The organism is Rhizobium sp. KNZ2-6A (genome assembly GCF_056755475.1).
Window position 1 is genome coordinate 68,297 of sequence record NZ_JBNDIC010000011.1, and the last position, 17,304, is coordinate 85,600.

Annotated in this window: 16 protein-coding genes; 8 read left to right on the top strand and 8 right to left on the bottom strand. The window is 59.8% G+C overall.

Annotated elements, in window-relative coordinates:
* The first annotated feature begins 97 nt into the window (after window positions 1-97).
* From ACPYOP_RS10140 to rsmA, 6 genes are all read left to right on the top strand, one after another.
* Window positions 98-1,279: an LptF/LptG family permease gene (locus ACPYOP_RS10140; RefSeq protein WP_481410257.1), complete on the top strand. Its 1,182-nt coding sequence runs from the start codon at window positions 98-100 to the stop codon at window positions 1,277-1,279.
* On the top strand, window positions 1,276-2,361 hold the full coding sequence (lptG, locus tag ACPYOP_RS10145) for an LPS export ABC transporter permease LptG (protein ID WP_481410258.1): 1,086 nt from the start codon (window positions 1,276-1,278) through the stop codon (window positions 2,359-2,361). The genes ACPYOP_RS10140 and lptG overlap by 4 nt, the downstream gene beginning before the upstream one ends.
* Window positions 2,362-4,752 carry an LPS-assembly protein LptD gene (locus ACPYOP_RS10150; protein ID WP_481410259.1) on the top strand — a complete coding sequence of 797 codons (2,391 nt, stop codon included), beginning with the start codon at window positions 2,362-2,364 and terminating at the stop codon, window positions 4,750-4,752.
* A gap of 207 nt (window positions 4,753-4,959) precedes the next feature.
* Entirely contained in the window at window positions 4,960-5,904 is a 945-nt protein-coding gene (locus ACPYOP_RS10155) for a SurA N-terminal domain-containing protein (protein ID WP_481410260.1), read from the top strand.
* Window positions 5,905-5,910: 6 nt separating this feature from the next.
* Window positions 5,911-6,936, top strand: coding sequence for a 4-hydroxythreonine-4-phosphate dehydrogenase PdxA (pdxA, locus tag ACPYOP_RS10160; protein ID WP_481410261.1), 1,026 nt, complete (start codon window positions 5,911-5,913; stop codon window positions 6,934-6,936).
* Window positions 6,936-7,763, top strand: a complete 828-nt coding sequence (gene rsmA, locus ACPYOP_RS10165) for a 16S rRNA (adenine(1518)-N(6)/adenine(1519)-N(6))-dimethyltransferase RsmA (RefSeq protein ID WP_481410262.1) — start codon at window positions 6,936-6,938, stop codon at window positions 7,761-7,763. Before pdxA ends, rsmA begins: the two co-directional genes overlap by 1 nt.
* A gap of 43 nt (window positions 7,764-7,806) precedes the next feature.
* On the opposite strand, the gene gmk is transcribed toward rsmA, so the two are convergent.
* The 7 genes from gmk to fabD all read right to left on the bottom strand — a co-directional run bounded on the left by gmk (window position 7,807) and on the right by fabD (window position 14,498).
* Window positions 7,807-8,469, bottom strand: a complete 663-nt coding sequence (gene gmk, locus ACPYOP_RS10170; protein ID WP_092710558.1) for a guanylate kinase — start codon at window positions 8,467-8,469, stop codon at window positions 7,807-7,809.
* Window positions 8,470-8,472: 3 nt separating this feature from the next.
* Window positions 8,473-9,360 (bottom strand): YicC/YloC family endoribonuclease, encoded by an 888-nt coding sequence (locus ACPYOP_RS10175; protein ID WP_481410263.1) that lies wholly within the window; start codon window positions 9,358-9,360, stop codon window positions 8,473-8,475.
* Window positions 9,361-9,470: 110 nt separating this feature from the next.
* A complete protein-coding gene (gene mltG, locus ACPYOP_RS10180; RefSeq protein ID WP_481410264.1) occupies window positions 9,471-10,685 on the bottom strand; it encodes an endolytic transglycosylase MltG in 1,215 nt (404 codons plus the stop codon).
* 208 nt (window positions 10,686-10,893) lie between these two features.
* Entirely contained in the window at window positions 10,894-12,156 is a 1,263-nt protein-coding gene (gene fabF, locus ACPYOP_RS10185; RefSeq protein WP_481410265.1) for a beta-ketoacyl-ACP synthase II, read from the bottom strand.
* A 112-nt stretch (window positions 12,157-12,268) separates the two neighbouring features.
* Entirely contained in the window at window positions 12,269-12,505 is a 237-nt protein-coding gene (locus tag ACPYOP_RS10190; protein ID WP_004122114.1) for an acyl carrier protein, read from the bottom strand.
* 286 nt (window positions 12,506-12,791) lie between these two features.
* Window positions 12,792-13,529: a 3-oxoacyl-[acyl-carrier-protein] reductase gene (gene fabG / locus ACPYOP_RS10195; protein WP_481410266.1), complete on the bottom strand. Its 738-nt coding sequence runs from the start codon at window positions 13,527-13,529 to the stop codon at window positions 12,792-12,794.
* Between the two features lie 24 nt (window positions 13,530-13,553).
* Window positions 13,554-14,498: an ACP S-malonyltransferase gene (fabD, locus tag ACPYOP_RS10200; protein ID WP_481410267.1), complete on the bottom strand. Its 945-nt coding sequence runs from the start codon at window positions 14,496-14,498 to the stop codon at window positions 13,554-13,556.
* Window positions 14,499-14,692: 194 nt separating this feature from the next.
* On the opposite strand from fabD, the gene ACPYOP_RS10205 reads away from it, so the two are divergent.
* A complete protein-coding gene (locus ACPYOP_RS10205) occupies window positions 14,693-15,736 on the top strand; it encodes an aldo/keto reductase (RefSeq protein ID WP_481410268.1) in 1,044 nt (347 codons plus the stop codon).
* Window positions 15,737-15,770: 34 nt separating this feature from the next.
* Here ACPYOP_RS10205 and ACPYOP_RS10210 read toward each other — a convergent pair whose 3' ends face one another.
* On the bottom strand, window positions 15,771-16,517 hold the full coding sequence (locus ACPYOP_RS10210) for a histidine phosphatase family protein (RefSeq protein WP_481410269.1): 747 nt from the start codon (window positions 16,515-16,517) through the stop codon (window positions 15,771-15,773).
* Window positions 16,518-16,855: 338 nt separating this feature from the next.
* Here ACPYOP_RS10210 and rpsF point away from each other — a divergent pair, with 338 nt between their 5' ends.
* Window positions 16,856-17,302 (top strand): 30S ribosomal protein S6, encoded by a 447-nt coding sequence (rpsF, locus tag ACPYOP_RS10215; protein WP_481410270.1) that lies wholly within the window; start codon window positions 16,856-16,858, stop codon window positions 17,300-17,302.
* The last annotated feature ends 2 nt before the right edge of the window (window positions 17,303-17,304 follow it).

Consider the following 17,304-nt stretch of genomic DNA (forward strand, 5'->3'; position numbering starts at 1 on the left):
TTTTTTCGAGTTGGTTGTCGCCAAAAAAACTTAAACAGCGTAGATGAGGGTGAATCTCTGCCGGCTCGCACGGCAGCTGTTGCGTTTAAGGGCCGGCATGAAGTTATTCGAGACATATATCGTACGGCGTGTCGGTATGATGTTCCTGGTAGCGCTGCTGCCGGTGCTCGCCATTATCTGGACGACCCAGGTGCTGCAGCGCATCAATCTGGTGACGGATAGCGGCCAGTCGATGGGCTCGTTTGCAAAGCTTGCGACGCTCATTCTGCCGACAATTATCCCGATCGTCCTGCCCTTCGCATTGGTCATCGGGATCACGCAGACGCTGACGGCGATGAACAGCGATTCGGAGCTCACCGTCATGGAGGCGGCAGGCGCGAAACGCAGCATCATCATCCGTCCGATCATGATTCTCGCCATCGCCATCAGCGCGTTTTCCTTCTTCGTCGACAATATGGTCGAGCCGAGGGCGCGCGTCGCCGCGCGCCAGATGGTGGCCGAGGCCTATGCCGACCTTCTGTCCACCGTGATCGAAGAGAAGAATTTCCGGCGCATCGAAGACGGGCTCTACGTCCAGATTTCGCAGCGCATGTCGGGGCGCATCCTCAAGGGGCTGTTCGTGGTCGATTCCCGCGATCCCGCCTTCGATCTCATCTATTATGCGAAGGAAGGCGCCGTCGATCCGAGCGGTACGTCGCTGCTGATGAAAGATGGCGAGGTGCATCGCAAGACGGCCGACGGCAACGTCTCGGTCATCAAGTTCGATTCCTATTCCTTCGACCTCTCCGACATGACGCAGAGCCGCGGTCAGGCGAACCTGCGCGCCAGCGATCGCAGCCTCGGCTTCCTGTTCAATCCGGATCCGAACGATCCGGATTACAAGACACGGCCAGGCAGCTATCAGGCCGAGTTGCATCGCCGCCTCAACGAATGGGCCCTACCCGCGATATTCGCGCTTATATCCCTGGTGATTGCCGGCGATGCCCGCTCGCATCGCGAGGCGCGGCTGCACCCGATGGTGTCGGCCTTGACGATAGCCTTCGCGCTGCGCTGGGCCGATTTCTATGCGTCCAACCAGATCGACAATTCGCCTCGCTTCGTCGGCATTCTTTACGCCATCAACATCATCGCCGCCGCTATCGCGATCGCGCTGCTGATGCGTAACCGGAAAATGTCGATGCCGGCATCGATCCGAAACCGCCTCGGCAACTGGCGGCAACGGATTCAGGATCGCATGCCGGCGGCGCCGGGCGGCGGCTCCAATGGGAGCGGCGCATGATTTTCGGCACGCTCGGGCGTTATTTCTTCACGCGTTACATCGTGACGACGTTCTGGTTCTTCCTGGGCGTCATCTCGATCGTCTATCTCGTCGACTTCAGCGAAACCGCCGGCCGGCTGGCCGGGCTGCCCGGCTATACGGTCTCGCTCGGCCTGGTGATGACAGCAGTTCGATTGCCGTTCATTCTGCAGCAGACGGTGCCGTTCATCGCGCTCTTCGTCGGTATGACGGTGTTGATCGCGCTCAATCGTCGTCGCGAACTGGTTATTGCACGCGCGGCCGGCATCTCTGTCTGGCAGTTCATGACGCCGTTCGTCGTGGGCGCCTTTTTTGTGGGATTGCTGACCATGCTCGCCCTCAATCCGGTCGCCGCATGGGGGCAGCGCCAGGCGGAAACGATGGAAGCGGACTTGCGCGGCGACCCTTCCTATCACAACAAGCTTTCGGTTCCGTGGCTGCGTCAATCGAATGGCAAGGACGATACGATCATCGGCGCCAAGGCCATTCTGGACAATGGAACGACGCTGATGGGCGTCGTCTTTATCCACTTCGATTCACAGGGAAATATCGTCCTGCGGCAGGACGCGCAGTCGGCAAAATTGGAAGATGGTTACTGGCTTCTTAACAATGTCGTCCAGCGGCGGCCGGGCGAAATACCGGATCATCAGAGTTCGGTACAGGTTCGTACGAATCTGAAACAGGATTTCGTTTCGCAGCGTCTGGCGCAGCCGGAAACCATTGCTTTTTATGATCTTTCTAATCGAATAAAGATCGCGCGCTCCTTCGGCATATCGACCAACGCACTTGAGACACAGTTTCATTCGCTGCTATCACAACCATTCCTTCTCATAGCGATGACGTTGATTGCAGCAACCGTGTCTCTAAAATTCAGTAGATTCAACCAATCGCGCTCCGTGATTCTGGGTGGAATCCTCTCCGGCTTCGTGCTTTATGTTGTCACCGTGCTTGTAAAGGCATTCGGGAGCAGCGGAGTGGTTCCTCCCTACGTGGCGACATGGATACCCGTGATCGTCGCATTGGCATTCGGAGCAACGATCCTGCTTCATCAGGAGGACGGCTAAGTGGCGGCAGGCAACCGCGAGAGTATTAAAAAGATTGTGGCTGCCCTCGTTACGGGCACGGCTGCATGCGCATATGTTATGAGCCCGGCCGTGGTTTACGCCCAGGCCAGCAACAATAATAATGGCGCCGGCACTGTTACCTCGCCTATCAAGGTGAAGGTGCCGGAAGGCGCAAAGCTGGTCCTTTCGTCCAACGAATTGGTCTACAACAAGGATACGCAGATCGTCACCGCAAGCGGTGCGGTCCAGATCAACTATGGCAACTACAAAATGGTTGCCCAGAAGGTCGAGTATAATCAGAAATCCGGGCGAATGACAGCTCTCGGCAATGTCGAGCTGATCACCCCGGACGGCAATCGCATGTACGGTGACAAAATGGACGTCACCGACAGCTTCTCCGACGGCTTCGTCAACGCCCTGCGCATCGAAATGCCAGATAATACCCGCATGGTCGCCGAAAAGGGCGAGCGGGTCGGCGGCAACCAGCTGATTCTGACGAAAGGCGTTTACACCGCTTGCATGGCCTGCTCCGAGCAAGGCCGGGCGCCGCTGTGGCAGGTCAAGGCCCAGCGCGTCGTCCAGAACGGCGTCACGCATACCGTGCGCCTGGAACATGCCCGCTTCGAATTGTTCGGCCAGCCGATCGCCTATGTTCCGTGGATCGAGGTCCCGGACAATACGGTCAAGCGGAAGTCCGGCTTCCTGTTTCCGTCGGTGAGCGTCTCGGAGCGTCTCGGCGTTGGTGTAAGGGTTCCTTACTACTACGTTATCTCGCCGAGCATGGATGCGACAGTCACCGCCACAGGCTTTAGCAACCAGGGGCTGTTGCTCGAGGGGGAATTCCGCCAGCGTTTCGAGAATGGCACGCATATTCTGCGGGTTGCCGGGATCAGTCAGATGAATCCGGACTCCTTCGCCGCCGGTACGACTGATGCCGAGAACAAAACTCGCGGCATGATCAATTCCAAGGCCGATTTCAGGATCAATCCTCGCTGGACTTTCGGCTGGGATGTCATGGCGCAAAGCGATAACAATTTCTCGCGCACCTATGGACTGGACGGGCTCAACCAGAGCACCCATACAAACCAAGCCTATCTGACAGGTATCGGAAAGCGCAATTTCTTCGATATGCGCGCCTTCTACTATAACGTGCAGGATACAGATAATAATGCCACGGCACAAAAGCAGCAGGCATATGTCTATCCGAGCATCGACTATCACTATGTCGACCCGAAGTCGGTTTACGGGGGCGAGCTGTCGGCAACGATGAACTTCACGCACCTGTCGCGTGAGAAGACATCCGCACTCGACAACGTATTCAATCTTGGCGATGCCAACTTGAATGACCGTTTCCTCGGCCTCTCCGGCAGCTATACGCGCTTCAGCACAGAACTGCAGTGGCAGCGTACCTTTACGACCGATGAAGGCCTTGTGCTGACGCCATTGGCGGCGGCGCGCGGTGACGTCTATGGTCTGGATATGAACTCGCCCAACTCCTTCGGCGCATCGTTCAGCTATCCCGGCAATTACGACACCAGCGACTATGCCGCCCGTGGCATGGTCACGGGCGGGCTGGAAGCCAAGTACCCGTTCCTGATCACGACAAGCAACAGCACGCATGTGTTCGAGCCGATCGCCCAGATCTATGTGCGGCCGGACGAGCAGCTTGCCGGCCGGTTGCCGAACGAAGATGCACAGAGCTTCGTTTTCGATGCAACGAACCTCTTCGATCGTGACAAGTTCTCCGGCTTCGATCGCATCGAAGGTGGCACACGCGCCAATGTCGGTTGGCGCTACACGGCTAGCTTCGACAGCGGTTACAAGCTCCAGCATATCTTCGGGCAGTCCTATCAGCTCGCGGGACGCAACTCGTTTGCGACGGACGATCTGGCCGGCGTCGGGTCGGATTCGGGACTTGAAACGACTCGCTCCGACTATGTCACCATGTTCGGCTTGACGACGCCGCAGGGTATTTCGCTGTCGACTTCCTATCGCTTCGACGAGAAGGACTTCGCCTTCCGCCGCGGCGATACATCCGTCGGCTTCGCGAACGATGTATTCCAGACGTCCTTGATCTACACGCATATTTCCGCACAGCCGCAATATGGTTTCACCAGCAATCAGGATGAAATCCAGTCGCGCGCGCAGATCAGGTTCAAGGAATACTGGTCCGTCTTCGGCACGGTCAGCTACGATCTCAACAGCAATGAGATCACTCGCCAGGGCGTCGGTCTTTCCTACGAGGACGAATGCACGATCTTCACCGTGTCATTCCTCGACAAGAAGGATACGACAGCCAGCTCGGCCAGCAATTGGTCGATCGGCGCTCGCCTGACCTTCCGTACGTTGGGCGATGTCAACCTTGGCAGCGTCCAGGACGCAACATTCTGATATGAATCGAAACTGCAGAGAGCCGGCTTCATCGCCGGCTCTTTTGCGTTGAGACGGCCCGCTATTCGCGGTGTCATTGTTTCGCCGCAAGGATTTTGCAATTCATCGCGCTTGATGTAGACATGTGGCGCGAATTTGCCGTATTGCGCCAAGGCGCGCCGATATAGCGCAAGGCCGGCAGGAAAGACCTTTGGGAAGGGGTAGTTGATGTTTTCTGGAAAGACACCGATGCGTGCTTTACTGTTCGGAGCAGCGGCTTTGGTTATGGCGAGCTTCACCGTGCCGAGCAGCGATGTCGCTTTCGCGGCCAGCGAGGTGAAAGTCCTCGTCAACAGTCAAGTGATCACATCCGGCGACATTGCCAAGCGCGTCGCTTTCCTCAAGCTGCAGCGCCAGAAGGGCGACCTCAGCAAGGTCGCCAAGGAACAACTTGTCGATGAGACGCTGAAGCGCTCGGAAATCTCCCGCCTGCGCATGTCCGTTTCGACGACTGATGTCGACGCCGCCTTTGGACGTTTCGCTTCCAGCAACAAGATGTCGCCGGCTCAGCTCAGTCAGATCCTTGACAAGGCCGGGGTCGGTGTCGACCACTTCAAGTCCTATATCGCCGTTTCCATGAGCTGGCCTCGCGTTGTCAACGCGCGCTTCGGCGCGAGAAGCCGCATGTCGAACGACGATCTCGTAACGCGCATGACCGAGAACAAGACGAAGCCGGTCACGACGGAATATTTCCTGAAGCAGATCGTTTTCGTCGTACCGACCGCAAAGCGGAACGCCATCCTGAATCAGCGCAAGGCCGAGGCCGAAGCATCGCGTTCCAAGTTCCCCGGCTGTGACCAGGCAAAGGTCTTCGCCGCGACCATGCACGATGTCTCCGTTCAGGATCTTGGCCGGGTGCTCGCACCGGAAGTTCCGGAAATGTGGAAGCCGATGCTGGAGAAGGCTTCCGGCAACACGACCGCTCCTATCATAACCGACCGAGGCGTCGAATATGTCGCCATCTGCTCCCAGCGTCAGGTGAACGATGACGTCGCCGCCGCCGCCGTGTTCCGCGCTGAAGATATCGGCAAGGATAAGGCTGGAGGCGTCAGCGCCAACGACAAGAAATACGTGGATGAACTGCGCTCCAAGGCGCAGATCGTCTATCGCTGATTGACGATGCCGCCGCGCTTCTCACTCCCCCTTGCGCTCACGCAGGGGGATCCGGCTGGCATAGGCCCCGACATCACGCTCGCCGCCTGGCTGCGCCGCGGCGAGCTCGACCTACCCCCCTTCCTGTTTCTCGGCGACGCAGGCATTCTTGCGGCGCGTGCTTCGCAGCTCGGCTTGACCGTGCCCCTGAAGACGGCCGACCCGGCGACCGCTTGCGGCATCTTCCGGGATGCGCTGCCGGTGTTGCCGATCGAGGCTGGAATGGGCGTCATTGCCGGCGAACCGCATGTCGCCACCGCCAAAGGCACGATTGCTGCCATAGAAACGGCCGTGTCGCTGAGCATGAGCGGCCAGACATCCGCTGTCGTCACCAATCCGATTGCCAAATCGGTGCTCTATGACGCCGGCTTCGGCTTTCCAGGCCATACGGAATTCCTCGCGGACCTCGCGACGCGCGCAACCGGAAAACCGGTCATGCCGGTCATGCTGCTCGCCGGTCCGAAGCTCCGCGCCATCCCGGTCACCATTCATATTCCCCTGAAGGATGTGCCGCAGGCGCTGACCTGCGAGCTGATCGTAGAGACCTGCCGGATCACCGACCATGACCTGCGTCACCGCTTCGGCATTTCCAAGCCACGCCTTGCGGTTGCGGGCCTCAATCCACATGCCGGCGAAAATGGCGCGCTCGGCAAGGAAGATGATGAGATCGTCCGTCCCGCGATCGATATCCTTCGCGGCGACGGCATCGACGCTTTCGGCCCCCTGCCCGCCGATACGATGTTCCATGACGGGGCCCGGCGGCGCTATGACGTCGCTATCTGCATGTATCACGATCAGGCGCTGATCCCGGCCAAGGCACTCGGCTTCGACGATTCCGTCAATGTCACGCTTGGCTTACCCTTTGTCCGCACTTCTCCGGACCACGGCACGGCATTCGGTATCGCCGGCAAAGGCATTGCTAGGGAAGACAGCCTTGTCGCAGCCCTCAGATTGGCAAGCGAAATCAGCGGCAAGACTGGAAGCGCTCGCTGATGGCCGCACTCGATGGTTTGCCACCCCTTCGCGATGTGATCCAGCGTCATGGCCTCGACGCGCGCAAGGCGCTCGGCCAGAACTTTCTTCTCGACCTCAACCTGACGCAGAAGGTCGCCAGAACGGCTGGATCGCTGGAAGGTGTAACCGTCTTCGAAGTCGGCCCCGGACCGGGTGGCCTGACGCGCGCCATCCTGGCGCTCGGCGCTGCCAAGGTCATCGCCGTCGAGCGCGATGCACGCTGCCTGCCGGCGCTGGCGGAAATCTCGGATCATTATCCCGGCAGGCTTGAGGTGATCGAGGGCGATGCGCTGAAGACCGATTTTGCGGCTCTTGCGCCCGAAGGCCCTGTCAAGATCATCGCCAACCTGCCTTATAACGTCGGCACCCAGCTTCTGGTCAACTGGCTCCTGCCGGCGCAGTGGCCGCCCTTCTGGCAATCCCTGACCTTGATGTTTCAGAAGGAAGTCGGCCAGCGGATTGTTGCGCGGGAAGATGATGACCACTATGGCCGGCTCGGCGTGCTCTGCGGCTGGCGGACGGAGGCTCGCATGGCCTTCGACGTGCCTCCACAGGCCTTCACGCCACCGCCAAAGGTAACGTCTTCAGTCGTGCATCTCACGCCGAGGGAGAACCCGATCCCGTGTGATGTCGGAAAACTGGAAAAGGTGACGCAGGCGGCCTTCGGCCAGCGTCGGAAGATGCTGCGCCAGAGCCTGAAGCCGATCGGCGGCGAGGCGCTTTTGCTGAAGGCGGAGATTGATCCGCAGCGCCGTGCCGAAACGCTTTCCGTTGAAGAGTTCTGCCGATTGGCGAATTGCCTTTGATTGGATCGGAGCGTCAGATCAGGATCAGAGCTTCTGATCGGGATCAGAGCTTCGGCGTCTCTTCCAGCAAGTCCCGAACGAAATCGAACATTCCATGCCGGCGGTCGCGGCGCAGGCGTTCGGCCTTGACGATCGACTGGACGGCATCGAAAGCGATGTTCAGGTCGTCATTGACGATGACATAATCATATTCTCGCCAGTGAGCGATCTCGGCGCGCGAATTGGCGAGACGCATGGCGATCACCTCTTCGGAATCTTCCGCGCGGCGATGCAGGCGTGACTGCAGCTCGGTCATCGTCGGCGGCAGCACGAAGATGGATACGACATCGGCCGGCATCTTTTCCTGAAGCTGCTGGGCGCCCTGCCAATCGATATCGAAAAGCATGTCGCGGCCCTCGGCCATCGCCGTCTCCACAGGTTCACGCGGCGTGCCGTAGAAATTGCCGTGCACCTCGGCCCATTCCAGCAGCGAGTCGGAATCGCGAAGGCGCTCGAACTCACGCTGCGAAACGAAATGATAATGCACGCCTTCGATTTCGCTCGGCCGGCGCTGCCGGGTCGTGACGCTGACCGAAAGGCTCACCTGCTTGTCCTTATCGAGCAAGGTTCGCGCGATCGTCGACTTGCCCGCGCCTGAGGGCGAGGAGATGGCAAGCATCAGCCCCCGGCGGGCGATCGGAATGGATGTGGATGTCGCCGGCTTCATGGCCTACTCCAAATTCTGGACCTGTTCGCGGAACTGGTCGATAACCACCTTCAGTTCGATGCCGGCGGCGGTAACCGCCGCCGCATTCGACTTCGAACAGATAGTATTCGATTCCCGGTTAAATTCCTGTGCAAGAAAATCGAGTTTGCGGCCGACAGGGCCACCCTTGGAAATAAGATCGCGCGCAGCGGCCACATGCGCCTTCAGGCGATCGATTTCCTCGCGCAAATCCGCCTTGGTCGCAAGAAGGGCGGCTTCGGCATGCAGCCTGTCGCGGTCGAGGCCCGACGAGCCTTCCAATAGCATCGAAACCTGCGCTGCCAGTTTCGCGGCAATCTCCTGCGGCGAGCGGGATGGATCGCGCTCGACGGTCGATGCCAGCGCCTCGATGGTTGCGACCTGGCCAAGCAGGACCCTGGCAAGCGCCTCGCCTTCCTGCCGACGCATGTTACGCAGATCGCCAAGCGCCGTTTCGAGCCCCGACATGATATCGGCATCGCGCGCGGCAAGCGCCGCTTCATCTTCCGCGGCTTCCTTGAATTCCACGAGACCGCGCACGGTCATCAGGCTCTCGAGCCGCAGCGGCGCGGGATCGACGATGCCGGCAAGCTGATCGCGCAGCGTTAGGACCGCCGTCAACGCTTCCTGGTTCACGACGACCTCGACGCGGCTCTCCTCGACCGACAGTGACAGGCTGACCTGCAGGTTGCCACGAGAGAGCCGGTCGACGATCGACTTGCGGATATCGGCCTCCAGGCGCTCCAGGCCCGGCGGCAGGCGCAGGCGAATATCCAACCCCTTGCCGTTCACGGAGCGCAGCTCCCATGCCCAGCGACCGCGACCGCTGGTTCCCTCACGCCGGGCAAAGCCGGTCATCGACTGCAATACCATGCAAGCCTCCGATAGTTCCTGTCCCCAATCCGCCGAAAATCTTCGCATTATGGGTCGATGTAAAGTGAATCCGCTCCGTGCTTCTTATGGAGGCTACGGCGCGGCAAGGATCAGTTGGTCTTTTTCTTCTGCTGGGCACCCGAGCCAGGGGCGACAGAAGCGTCGTCCGGCTGGCCGTCCACGGCAATGGCGTTGGGATCTTCGCCTTTTTCGGCAACGAGCTTGCGCCAGCGCCGGACATTGGCATTGTGCTCATCCAGCGTGGCGGCGAAGACATGGCCGCCGGTGCCGTCGGCAACGAAATAGAGATCCTGCGACTTCCAGGGGTTGGCGACGGCTTCCAGGGCATCCTTGCCCGGATTTGCGATCGGCGTCGGCGGCAGACCCTTGACGAGATAGGTGTTGTAAGGCGTGTCCTTCTTCAGATCGGACTGATAGATCGGGCGATCTGACGGCTTTCCTTCGCCGCCGAAGAGACCATAGATGACGGTCGGATCCGACTGCAGGCGCATGCCCTTGCCGAGGCGGTTCAGGAAGACGGAGGCGACATGGGCGCGCTCGTCGGCAAGGCCCGTCTCCTTCTCCACGATGGAGGCGAGCGTGACGAAATCCTGCTTGCTTGCCAGCTGCACGCTTGAGTCACGCTTTTCCCAGACCTGGTCGACCAGCTTCGTCTGCGCTGCCGCCATCTGCTGGATGATTTCAGCACGCTTCGTGCCGCGCGTGAACTTATAGGTATCCGGCCGCAGGCTGCCTTCCGCCGGCAGGGCCGACGGCAGATCGCCTTCCAGCACGACATCGGCCTGCAGCTTGTTGAACATCTGCCGCACCGTCAGTCCCTCCGGCAGGGTGACCGAATAGAGGATCGACTTGCCCGACTTCAGCAGCTCCATGATGTCCTTCATGGAGGCGCCGGCCTTGATCTCGTATTCGCCGGCGCGAAGGGTTTCGCCGTCATGGAGATAGGTGGCCGTCAGCCAGCGGAAAATCCGCTCATTGGTGATGATGTTGTTGGATTCCAGGCGATTGGCGATCTCGCTGAGGCCGGCGCCATTGCGCACGATAAAATTCGTATTGGTCGTCAGCGGGCCGGGGCTTTGATAGGTCGAAAACGCATAATAGGCACCTCCGACCGCGACAACAGCGACGAAAACGGCCAGCGTCATCAGGAAGTTCAGGAAGATGACCATCTGGCTGCGAGCCTTGCGCGAGCGCTTCGGCGGATCCGGAACACGCTCCGGACGCAGGGCTTCATTGGCCGATTTCGGGATAATCGGCCCTTTCTGCCCGTTCGGAGTTCCATTGCTCTGGTTCGTATCGCTCACCGGCAATCCCTTCCTTTTTGTGATTGCCTGCTCTTTGGCCAAGCAATGCGGCAAAAAACAGGTTCAGAAGATAAGGCGGAACCCATCGTCCCGACTTCGACCGATCAGACATCGCCACGAGACATCCTCGGTTGACGGACGCACGGCAATATTCAGGGCGGGCGCAGGCTTGCCGCGAACACTCTCGCTTCGACGTTACGCGCCGTTATTATGCCTCATAGCGGCGCAGGACAAGCGACGCATTCGTGCCGCCGAAGCCAAAGGAGTTCGACAGCGCGACATTGATCTCGCGCTTGCGGGCTTTGTGCGGAACGAGATCGATAGCGGTCTCGCGCTCCGGATTATCCAGGTTGAGCGTCGGCGGGGCGATGTTGTCGCGAATGGCGAGCGTGGAGAAGATCGCCTCGATCGCGCCGGCAGCACCGAGCAGATGACCGGTTGCCGACTTGGTGGACGACATCGAGATTTTCGACGCGGCATTGCCGACCAGCCGCTCGACAGCGCCGAGCTCGATCGTATCGGCCATGGTCGATGTGCCGTGGGCATTGATGTAGTCGACATCGGCCGGGGTCAGTCCAGCGCGCTTCAGCGCCGAGGTCATGCAGCGGAATGCACCCTCGCCATCCTCGGACGGTGCTGTGATGTGATGGGCGTCACCGGAAAGACCGTATCCCACAACTTCGGCGTAGATCTTGGCGCCGCGTGCCTTGGCGTGTTCCAGCTCTTCCAGGACAACGATGCCGGCGCCCTCGCCCATGACGAAGCCGTCACGGTCGCGATCATAGGGGCGCGAGGCCTTCTGCGGCGTATCATTATAATCCGTCGACAGCGCCTTGCAGGCCGCAAAGCCAGCAAGCGAGATACGGCAGACCGGAGCTTCGGCACCACCTGCTACCATGACATCGGCATCGCCGAGCATGATCAGGCGAGCCGCATCGCCGATGGCGTGCGCACCGGTGGAGCATGCGGTCACAACGGCATGGTTCGGGCCGCGCAGCTTGTGGCGGATCGAGACCTGGCCGGAAACAAGATTGATGAGGCGACCGGGGATGAAGAAAGGCGAGATGCGGCGCGGACCCTTGTCGCGCAGCGTGTAGCCGGCTTCGACAATACCTTCGAGGCCGCCGATGCCGGAGCCGATCATGACGCCCGTGGCGATCTGATCCTCATCCGTTGCCGGGTGCCAATTGGCATCGGCCAGCGCCATGTCGGCGGCGGCCATGCCATAGATGATGAAGGGATCGACCTTGCGCTGTTCCTTCGGCTCCATCCAATCGTCAGCGTTGAACGTGCCATCGGTGCCGTCGCCAACGGGAATGCGGCAGGCGATCTTTGCCGGGAGGTCTTCGACCTCAAATTCGGTTACGAGGCGCGCACCGTTATGTCCGGCGATCAAGCGTGACCAAGACACCTCCGTGCCACAGCCCAAAGGTGATACCATGCCGGTACCCGTGATAACGACACGTCTCATCGCCCGCAGACCCCCGTCTTTTTATGCTGATATGCGTATAAATTGCTTCGTCCGGCATCGACGGACGAAATAGGGCGGACTCTTCAGCCCGCCCTTTCAAAAACGCGAAAGATTAGGCCTGAGCCTTCTCAATGAACTTTACCGCGTCGCCGACCGTCAGGATCGAGTCAGCAGCGTCGTCGGGGATTTCAACGCCGAATTCTTCTTCGAAGGCCATGACCAGTTCGACCGTGTCGAGCGAGTCCGCGCCCAGATCGTCGATGAAGCTCGCGCTTTCAACAACCTTGTCGGCGTCAACGCCAAGATGATCAACAACAATTTTCTTTACGCGTTCTGCGATATCGCTCATGTCGGTTTCCTCGACCTTATGTCCTGATCGGAATGCCTTATGACATCCCTACCCTAATTCAAACCTGCAGCATCTCCTGACGCCGCTGGCAAACCCGTTCAACCCGGCATTGAGTTCCGGTCCGGCGCCTTTAAAGCGGCCCAGTCCGTCTGCATTTTCCGGATGACTGTTCACAGTCATGGCCCGCTTAACACGGTTTAAGTCCGTCGCAAAGCCAGAAAATAGCCGGCTCCGGGTTGCTCAACATGCTATTGGAGGGAAAGTTCCCTCCAATGAGCAATTCCCTTTAGATCATCGCCATACCACCGTTGACGTGGATCGTCTGGCCCGTGACGTAGCTAGCTTCAGAGGAGGCAAGATAGGCGACGGCCGAGGCAACTTCCTCACCGGTGCCCATGCGCCTCATGGGAATGGCGCCCATGATGGCTTCCTTCTGCTTGTCGTTCAGCTTGCCCGTCATGGCGCTTTCGATGAAGCCCGGGGCGACGCAGTTGACCGTGACGTTGCGGCTTGCGATTTCCTGCGCCAGCGACTTGGTGAAGCCGATCATGCCGGCCTTGGAGGCGCAGTAGTTCGCCTGTCCGGGGTTGCCGGTCACGCCGACGACGGAGGTGATGTTGATGATGCGGCCATAGCGGCGGCGCATCATCGGATGGGTCAGCTCGCGGGTCAGGCGGAAGACGGCTGTCAGGTTGACTTCCAGCACGGCGTCCCAGTCCTCGTCGCTCATGCGCACGAACAGGCCGTCCTTGGTGATGCCGGCATTGTTGACGAGGATATCGACGCCGCCGAGCTCTTCTTCGGCCTTTGCGCCGAGCGCCTTCACTTCGTCGCGATCCGAGAGATTGGCCGGGAAGATCTTAACGCGATCGCCGAGTTCGGAGGCCAGCGCCTCGAGCTTTTCGACGCGAGTGCCGTGCAGGCCGACGATGGCGCCCTGCTTGTGCAGGAGCCGGGCAATTTCTTCGCCGATGCCGCCGGAGGCGCCGGTTACCAGGGCCTTGCGGCCGGTCAAATCAAGCATGGGTGTCCCTCGTTCCTTAATCTATCAGCCGAGCAATGCGGCGAGCGCCGTGTCGATATCAACGGCATTGTTGACGGTAATGCCGTTGACCGATTTATCTATACGACGAGCGAGGCCCGTCAGCACCTTGCCGGCGCCAATTTCATACAATGTTGTTACATTGTTAGCGGCGAACCATTCCACCGTCTCGCGCCAGCGTACCTGACCGGTAACCTGTTCGACCAGCAGCCTGGCGATCTCCTCCGCATCCGTGACCGGAGCGGCCCGGACGTTGGCGATGACGGGCACGACCGGATTGGCCTTGGCGACGCCAGCAAGCGCTTCTCGCATCGCTTCGGCCGCCGGGGCCATCAAGGCGGAATGGAAGGGTGCGGACACCGGCAGCAGGATCGCGCGCTTGGCGCCCTTGGCGGTCGCAAGCTCGGCAGCCTTCTCGACCGGTGCCTTCTCGCCGGAAATGACGATCTGGCCGCCGCCATTGTCGTTGGCGATCTGACAGGCGCCGAGCGCGGAGGCTTCGGCACAAACATCGGCGACATCGGCGTGTTCAAGCCCGATGATCGCAGCCATGGCGCCGACGCCGACGGGCACGGCCGCCTGCATGGCGTTGCCACGGATGCGCAGCAGACGCGCGGTATCGGCAAGCGAGAAGGTGCCGGCGGCACAGAGCGCGGAATATTCGCCGAGCGAATGGCCGGCAACATAGGCGACCTTGCTCTTCAGGTCGAGGCCGCGAGCCTGCAGCACGCGAATGACGGCCAGCGACACGGCCATCAGTGCCGGCTGCGCATTGGCCGTCAGTGTCAGCTTGTCTTCCGGGCCGTTGAAGATGACGTCGGAGAGCTTTTCACCGAGCGCTTCATCGACTTCCTCGAAGACGGCGCGCGCCTCGGCGAAATTGTCGGCAAGGTCCTTGCCCATGCCGACGGCCTGGCTGCCCTGGCCGGGAAATGTGAAAGCAACAGTCATGATAAAGCGTCCTTTTGGGGGTCGTTTTGCTTCCCATTGACATTGTTTGCGCCGGAGTCAATAGCGCAAGCCCTTTCGCCAACGGCTTTTGCGCCTGCGAAACGCAATGATTTTTTGCTTGCGCTCGCTCGGTTCGCGCCTAAATTCTCGCGATCTTCTTCATTTCAGCGTCCTCCCATCTCCAAGGTTCTCCCATGAAATATAAGAATTTAGGCCGCACCGACATTTCCGTTTCGCAGATTTGCCTGGGCACGATGACGTGGGGCACGCAGAACAGCGAAGCCGAAGCGCACGAGCAGATGGACTATGCCGTCCAGAAGGGCATCAATTTCTTCGACACCGCCGAAATGTATCCGACGACCCCGGTCGGACCAGAAACCCAAGGTCGCACGGAGGAATACATCGGCACCTGGTTCGAGAAGACCGGCAAGCGCAAGGATATTGTGCTCGCCACCAAGGTTGCCGGCCCCGGCCGCGAGTACCTGCGCGGCGGACAGGGCGCTGATGCCGCCAATATCCGCGCGGCGATCGACGCCAGCCTGAAGCGGCTGAAGACCGATTATATCGACCTCTATCAGGTTCACTGGCCGAACCGTGGCCATTTTCACTTCCGTCAGAACTGGCACTACAATCCCTTCAATCAGGATCGCGAAAAGGTGGTGGCGAATATCACCGACATTCTGGAGACGATGGGCGAACTGGTAAAGGCCGGCAAGATCCGCGCCATCGGCTTGTCGAACGAGACGACCTGGGGCATCCAGAAATATCTGACGATTTCCGAGCAGAAGAGCCTGCCGCGCGTCGCCACTACGCAGAACGAGTACAACCTGCTGTACCGGCACTTCGACCTCGACCTGGCAGAACTGTCGCATCATGAAGATGTCGGCTTGCTCGCCTATTCGCCGCTCGCCGGCGGCATCCTCAGCGGCAAATATGTCGGCGGCGCACGTCCGGCCGGCTCGCGCGGCTCGATCAACCTTGACATCGGCGGTCGCCTGCAGCCGCTGCAGGAACCGCCGGTCAAGGCCTATCTCGAAATCGCCGCCAGATACGGCATCGATCCGTCCAAGCTGGCGCTTGCCTATTGCTTCACCAAGCCCTTCATGGCCTCCGTCATCATCGGCGCCACGACGATGCCGCAGCTCGAGACCGATATCGCTTCAGCTTATGTGACGCTGCCGGAAGAGGCATTGGCCGAGATCGAGCAGGTGCACCGGAAATATCCGATGCCGATGTGAGACATGAAAGCGGAAATCATCCCGCGCAGGTAATCTACTGCGCGGTCTTCGGCGCGATCGTCAGTTCCGAACCATAGGCCTCGCGCAACTCTTCCTGCCCCTTTACCCGATCCACGGACTTGTGCAGCAGGATCGAGCGATAGCCTTCCGAACTCCGCCCCTCGATCAAGGTGACATCGGCGTTCCCCGGATTGTCCGAGCGCTCGAACCAATCGACCGGGTGATGCAGGAAATTCATCTCGAAGGCCCTGTTGGTGACGCCGTGGCCGACGATGACGACATTGTTTCCGCCGTTTTCGGCGTCATGCAAGACGGTCTGCAGGAAGAGGCGCACGCGCTGGGCGACATCGGCGCGGCTCTCGCCATCCGGCGGACGCGCATAGAACTTGCCGTTATTGTTGCGCAGCCTGGCCCATTTCTCGAATTCGTCGGGGAATTTCCGCTTCTGTTCGGCATGGTCGTAGATTTCGGTGAAGAGCCCGAAATCCTGCTCACGCAGGAGATAATCCTCTCTGACATCCTCGATCAGATCGGCCGGCAGGATCTCCATCAGGGCATCCTTGCTCTGGCGCGTCCTCAGGAAGGGCGAATACCAGACGCTCAATTTGCGCAATTCGGCTGATGGCAGCCCCTTCAGATAGGTGGCGATTGCTTGCGCTGCCTGCAGCACCTGCCGATGCCCCCACTCAGTCAGCGGAACATTGTGATCGCCGAACTGCCGATAGGCGCGGTCGTCGATGTTGCCGAGGGATTCGCCGTGCCGAACGAGAAAGATGCGCATGAACAGTCCGTATTGCTGCAATCGTCTCTCATCCTATGGGAGAGCCCGACGCACGCAAGGTAATAGCAGCACAATTTCTCAGCTCCCCTTGCCTTTCGCGCAAAAATCCGTATAAGCCGCCCTGTTCGCAACCCGGTCTTCTGGCTGGTGGCTGAACGGAGGGCCGGTTTTCCTATAGGGAAATCGTTCGGAACGGAAGCGTTCCAGCCTCCCGTGTCTCCGCTCTCGACCGTCTCGGAAACGCTTTTCTTGCTTGGGGTTATCCCTCTCAGGAGCAGTCGTTGAGGCTTAGCCGCCGAATATCGGGTCAGATCAACGCAAGAAAGGCAAAGCTATCCATGGCTCTCTATGAACATGTATTCCTTGCCCGGCAGGATATTTCCGCTCAGCAGGTCGACGCCCTCGTAGAACAGTACAAGGGTGTCATCGAAGCTCACGGCGGTAAAGTCGGGCGTATCGAGAACTGGGGCCTCAAGTCCCTCACCTACCGCATCAAGAAGAACCGCAAGGCTCATTACGCCCTGCTTGATATCGATGCTCCGGCCGCTGCGATCCAGGAAATGGAACGCCAGATGCGCATCAGCGAAGACGTCCTGCGTTACATGACGATCGCTGTCGAAAAGCACGAAGAAGGCCCGTCGGCCATGATGCAGAAGCGCGACCGTGACGACCGTCCGCGCCGCGATGGCGACCGTCCGGAGCGCAGCTTCGGCGATCGTGGTCCGCGCCCGGATCGTGGTGACCGCGAAGACCGTCCGCGCCGTCCGCGCGAAGACCGCGTATAAGG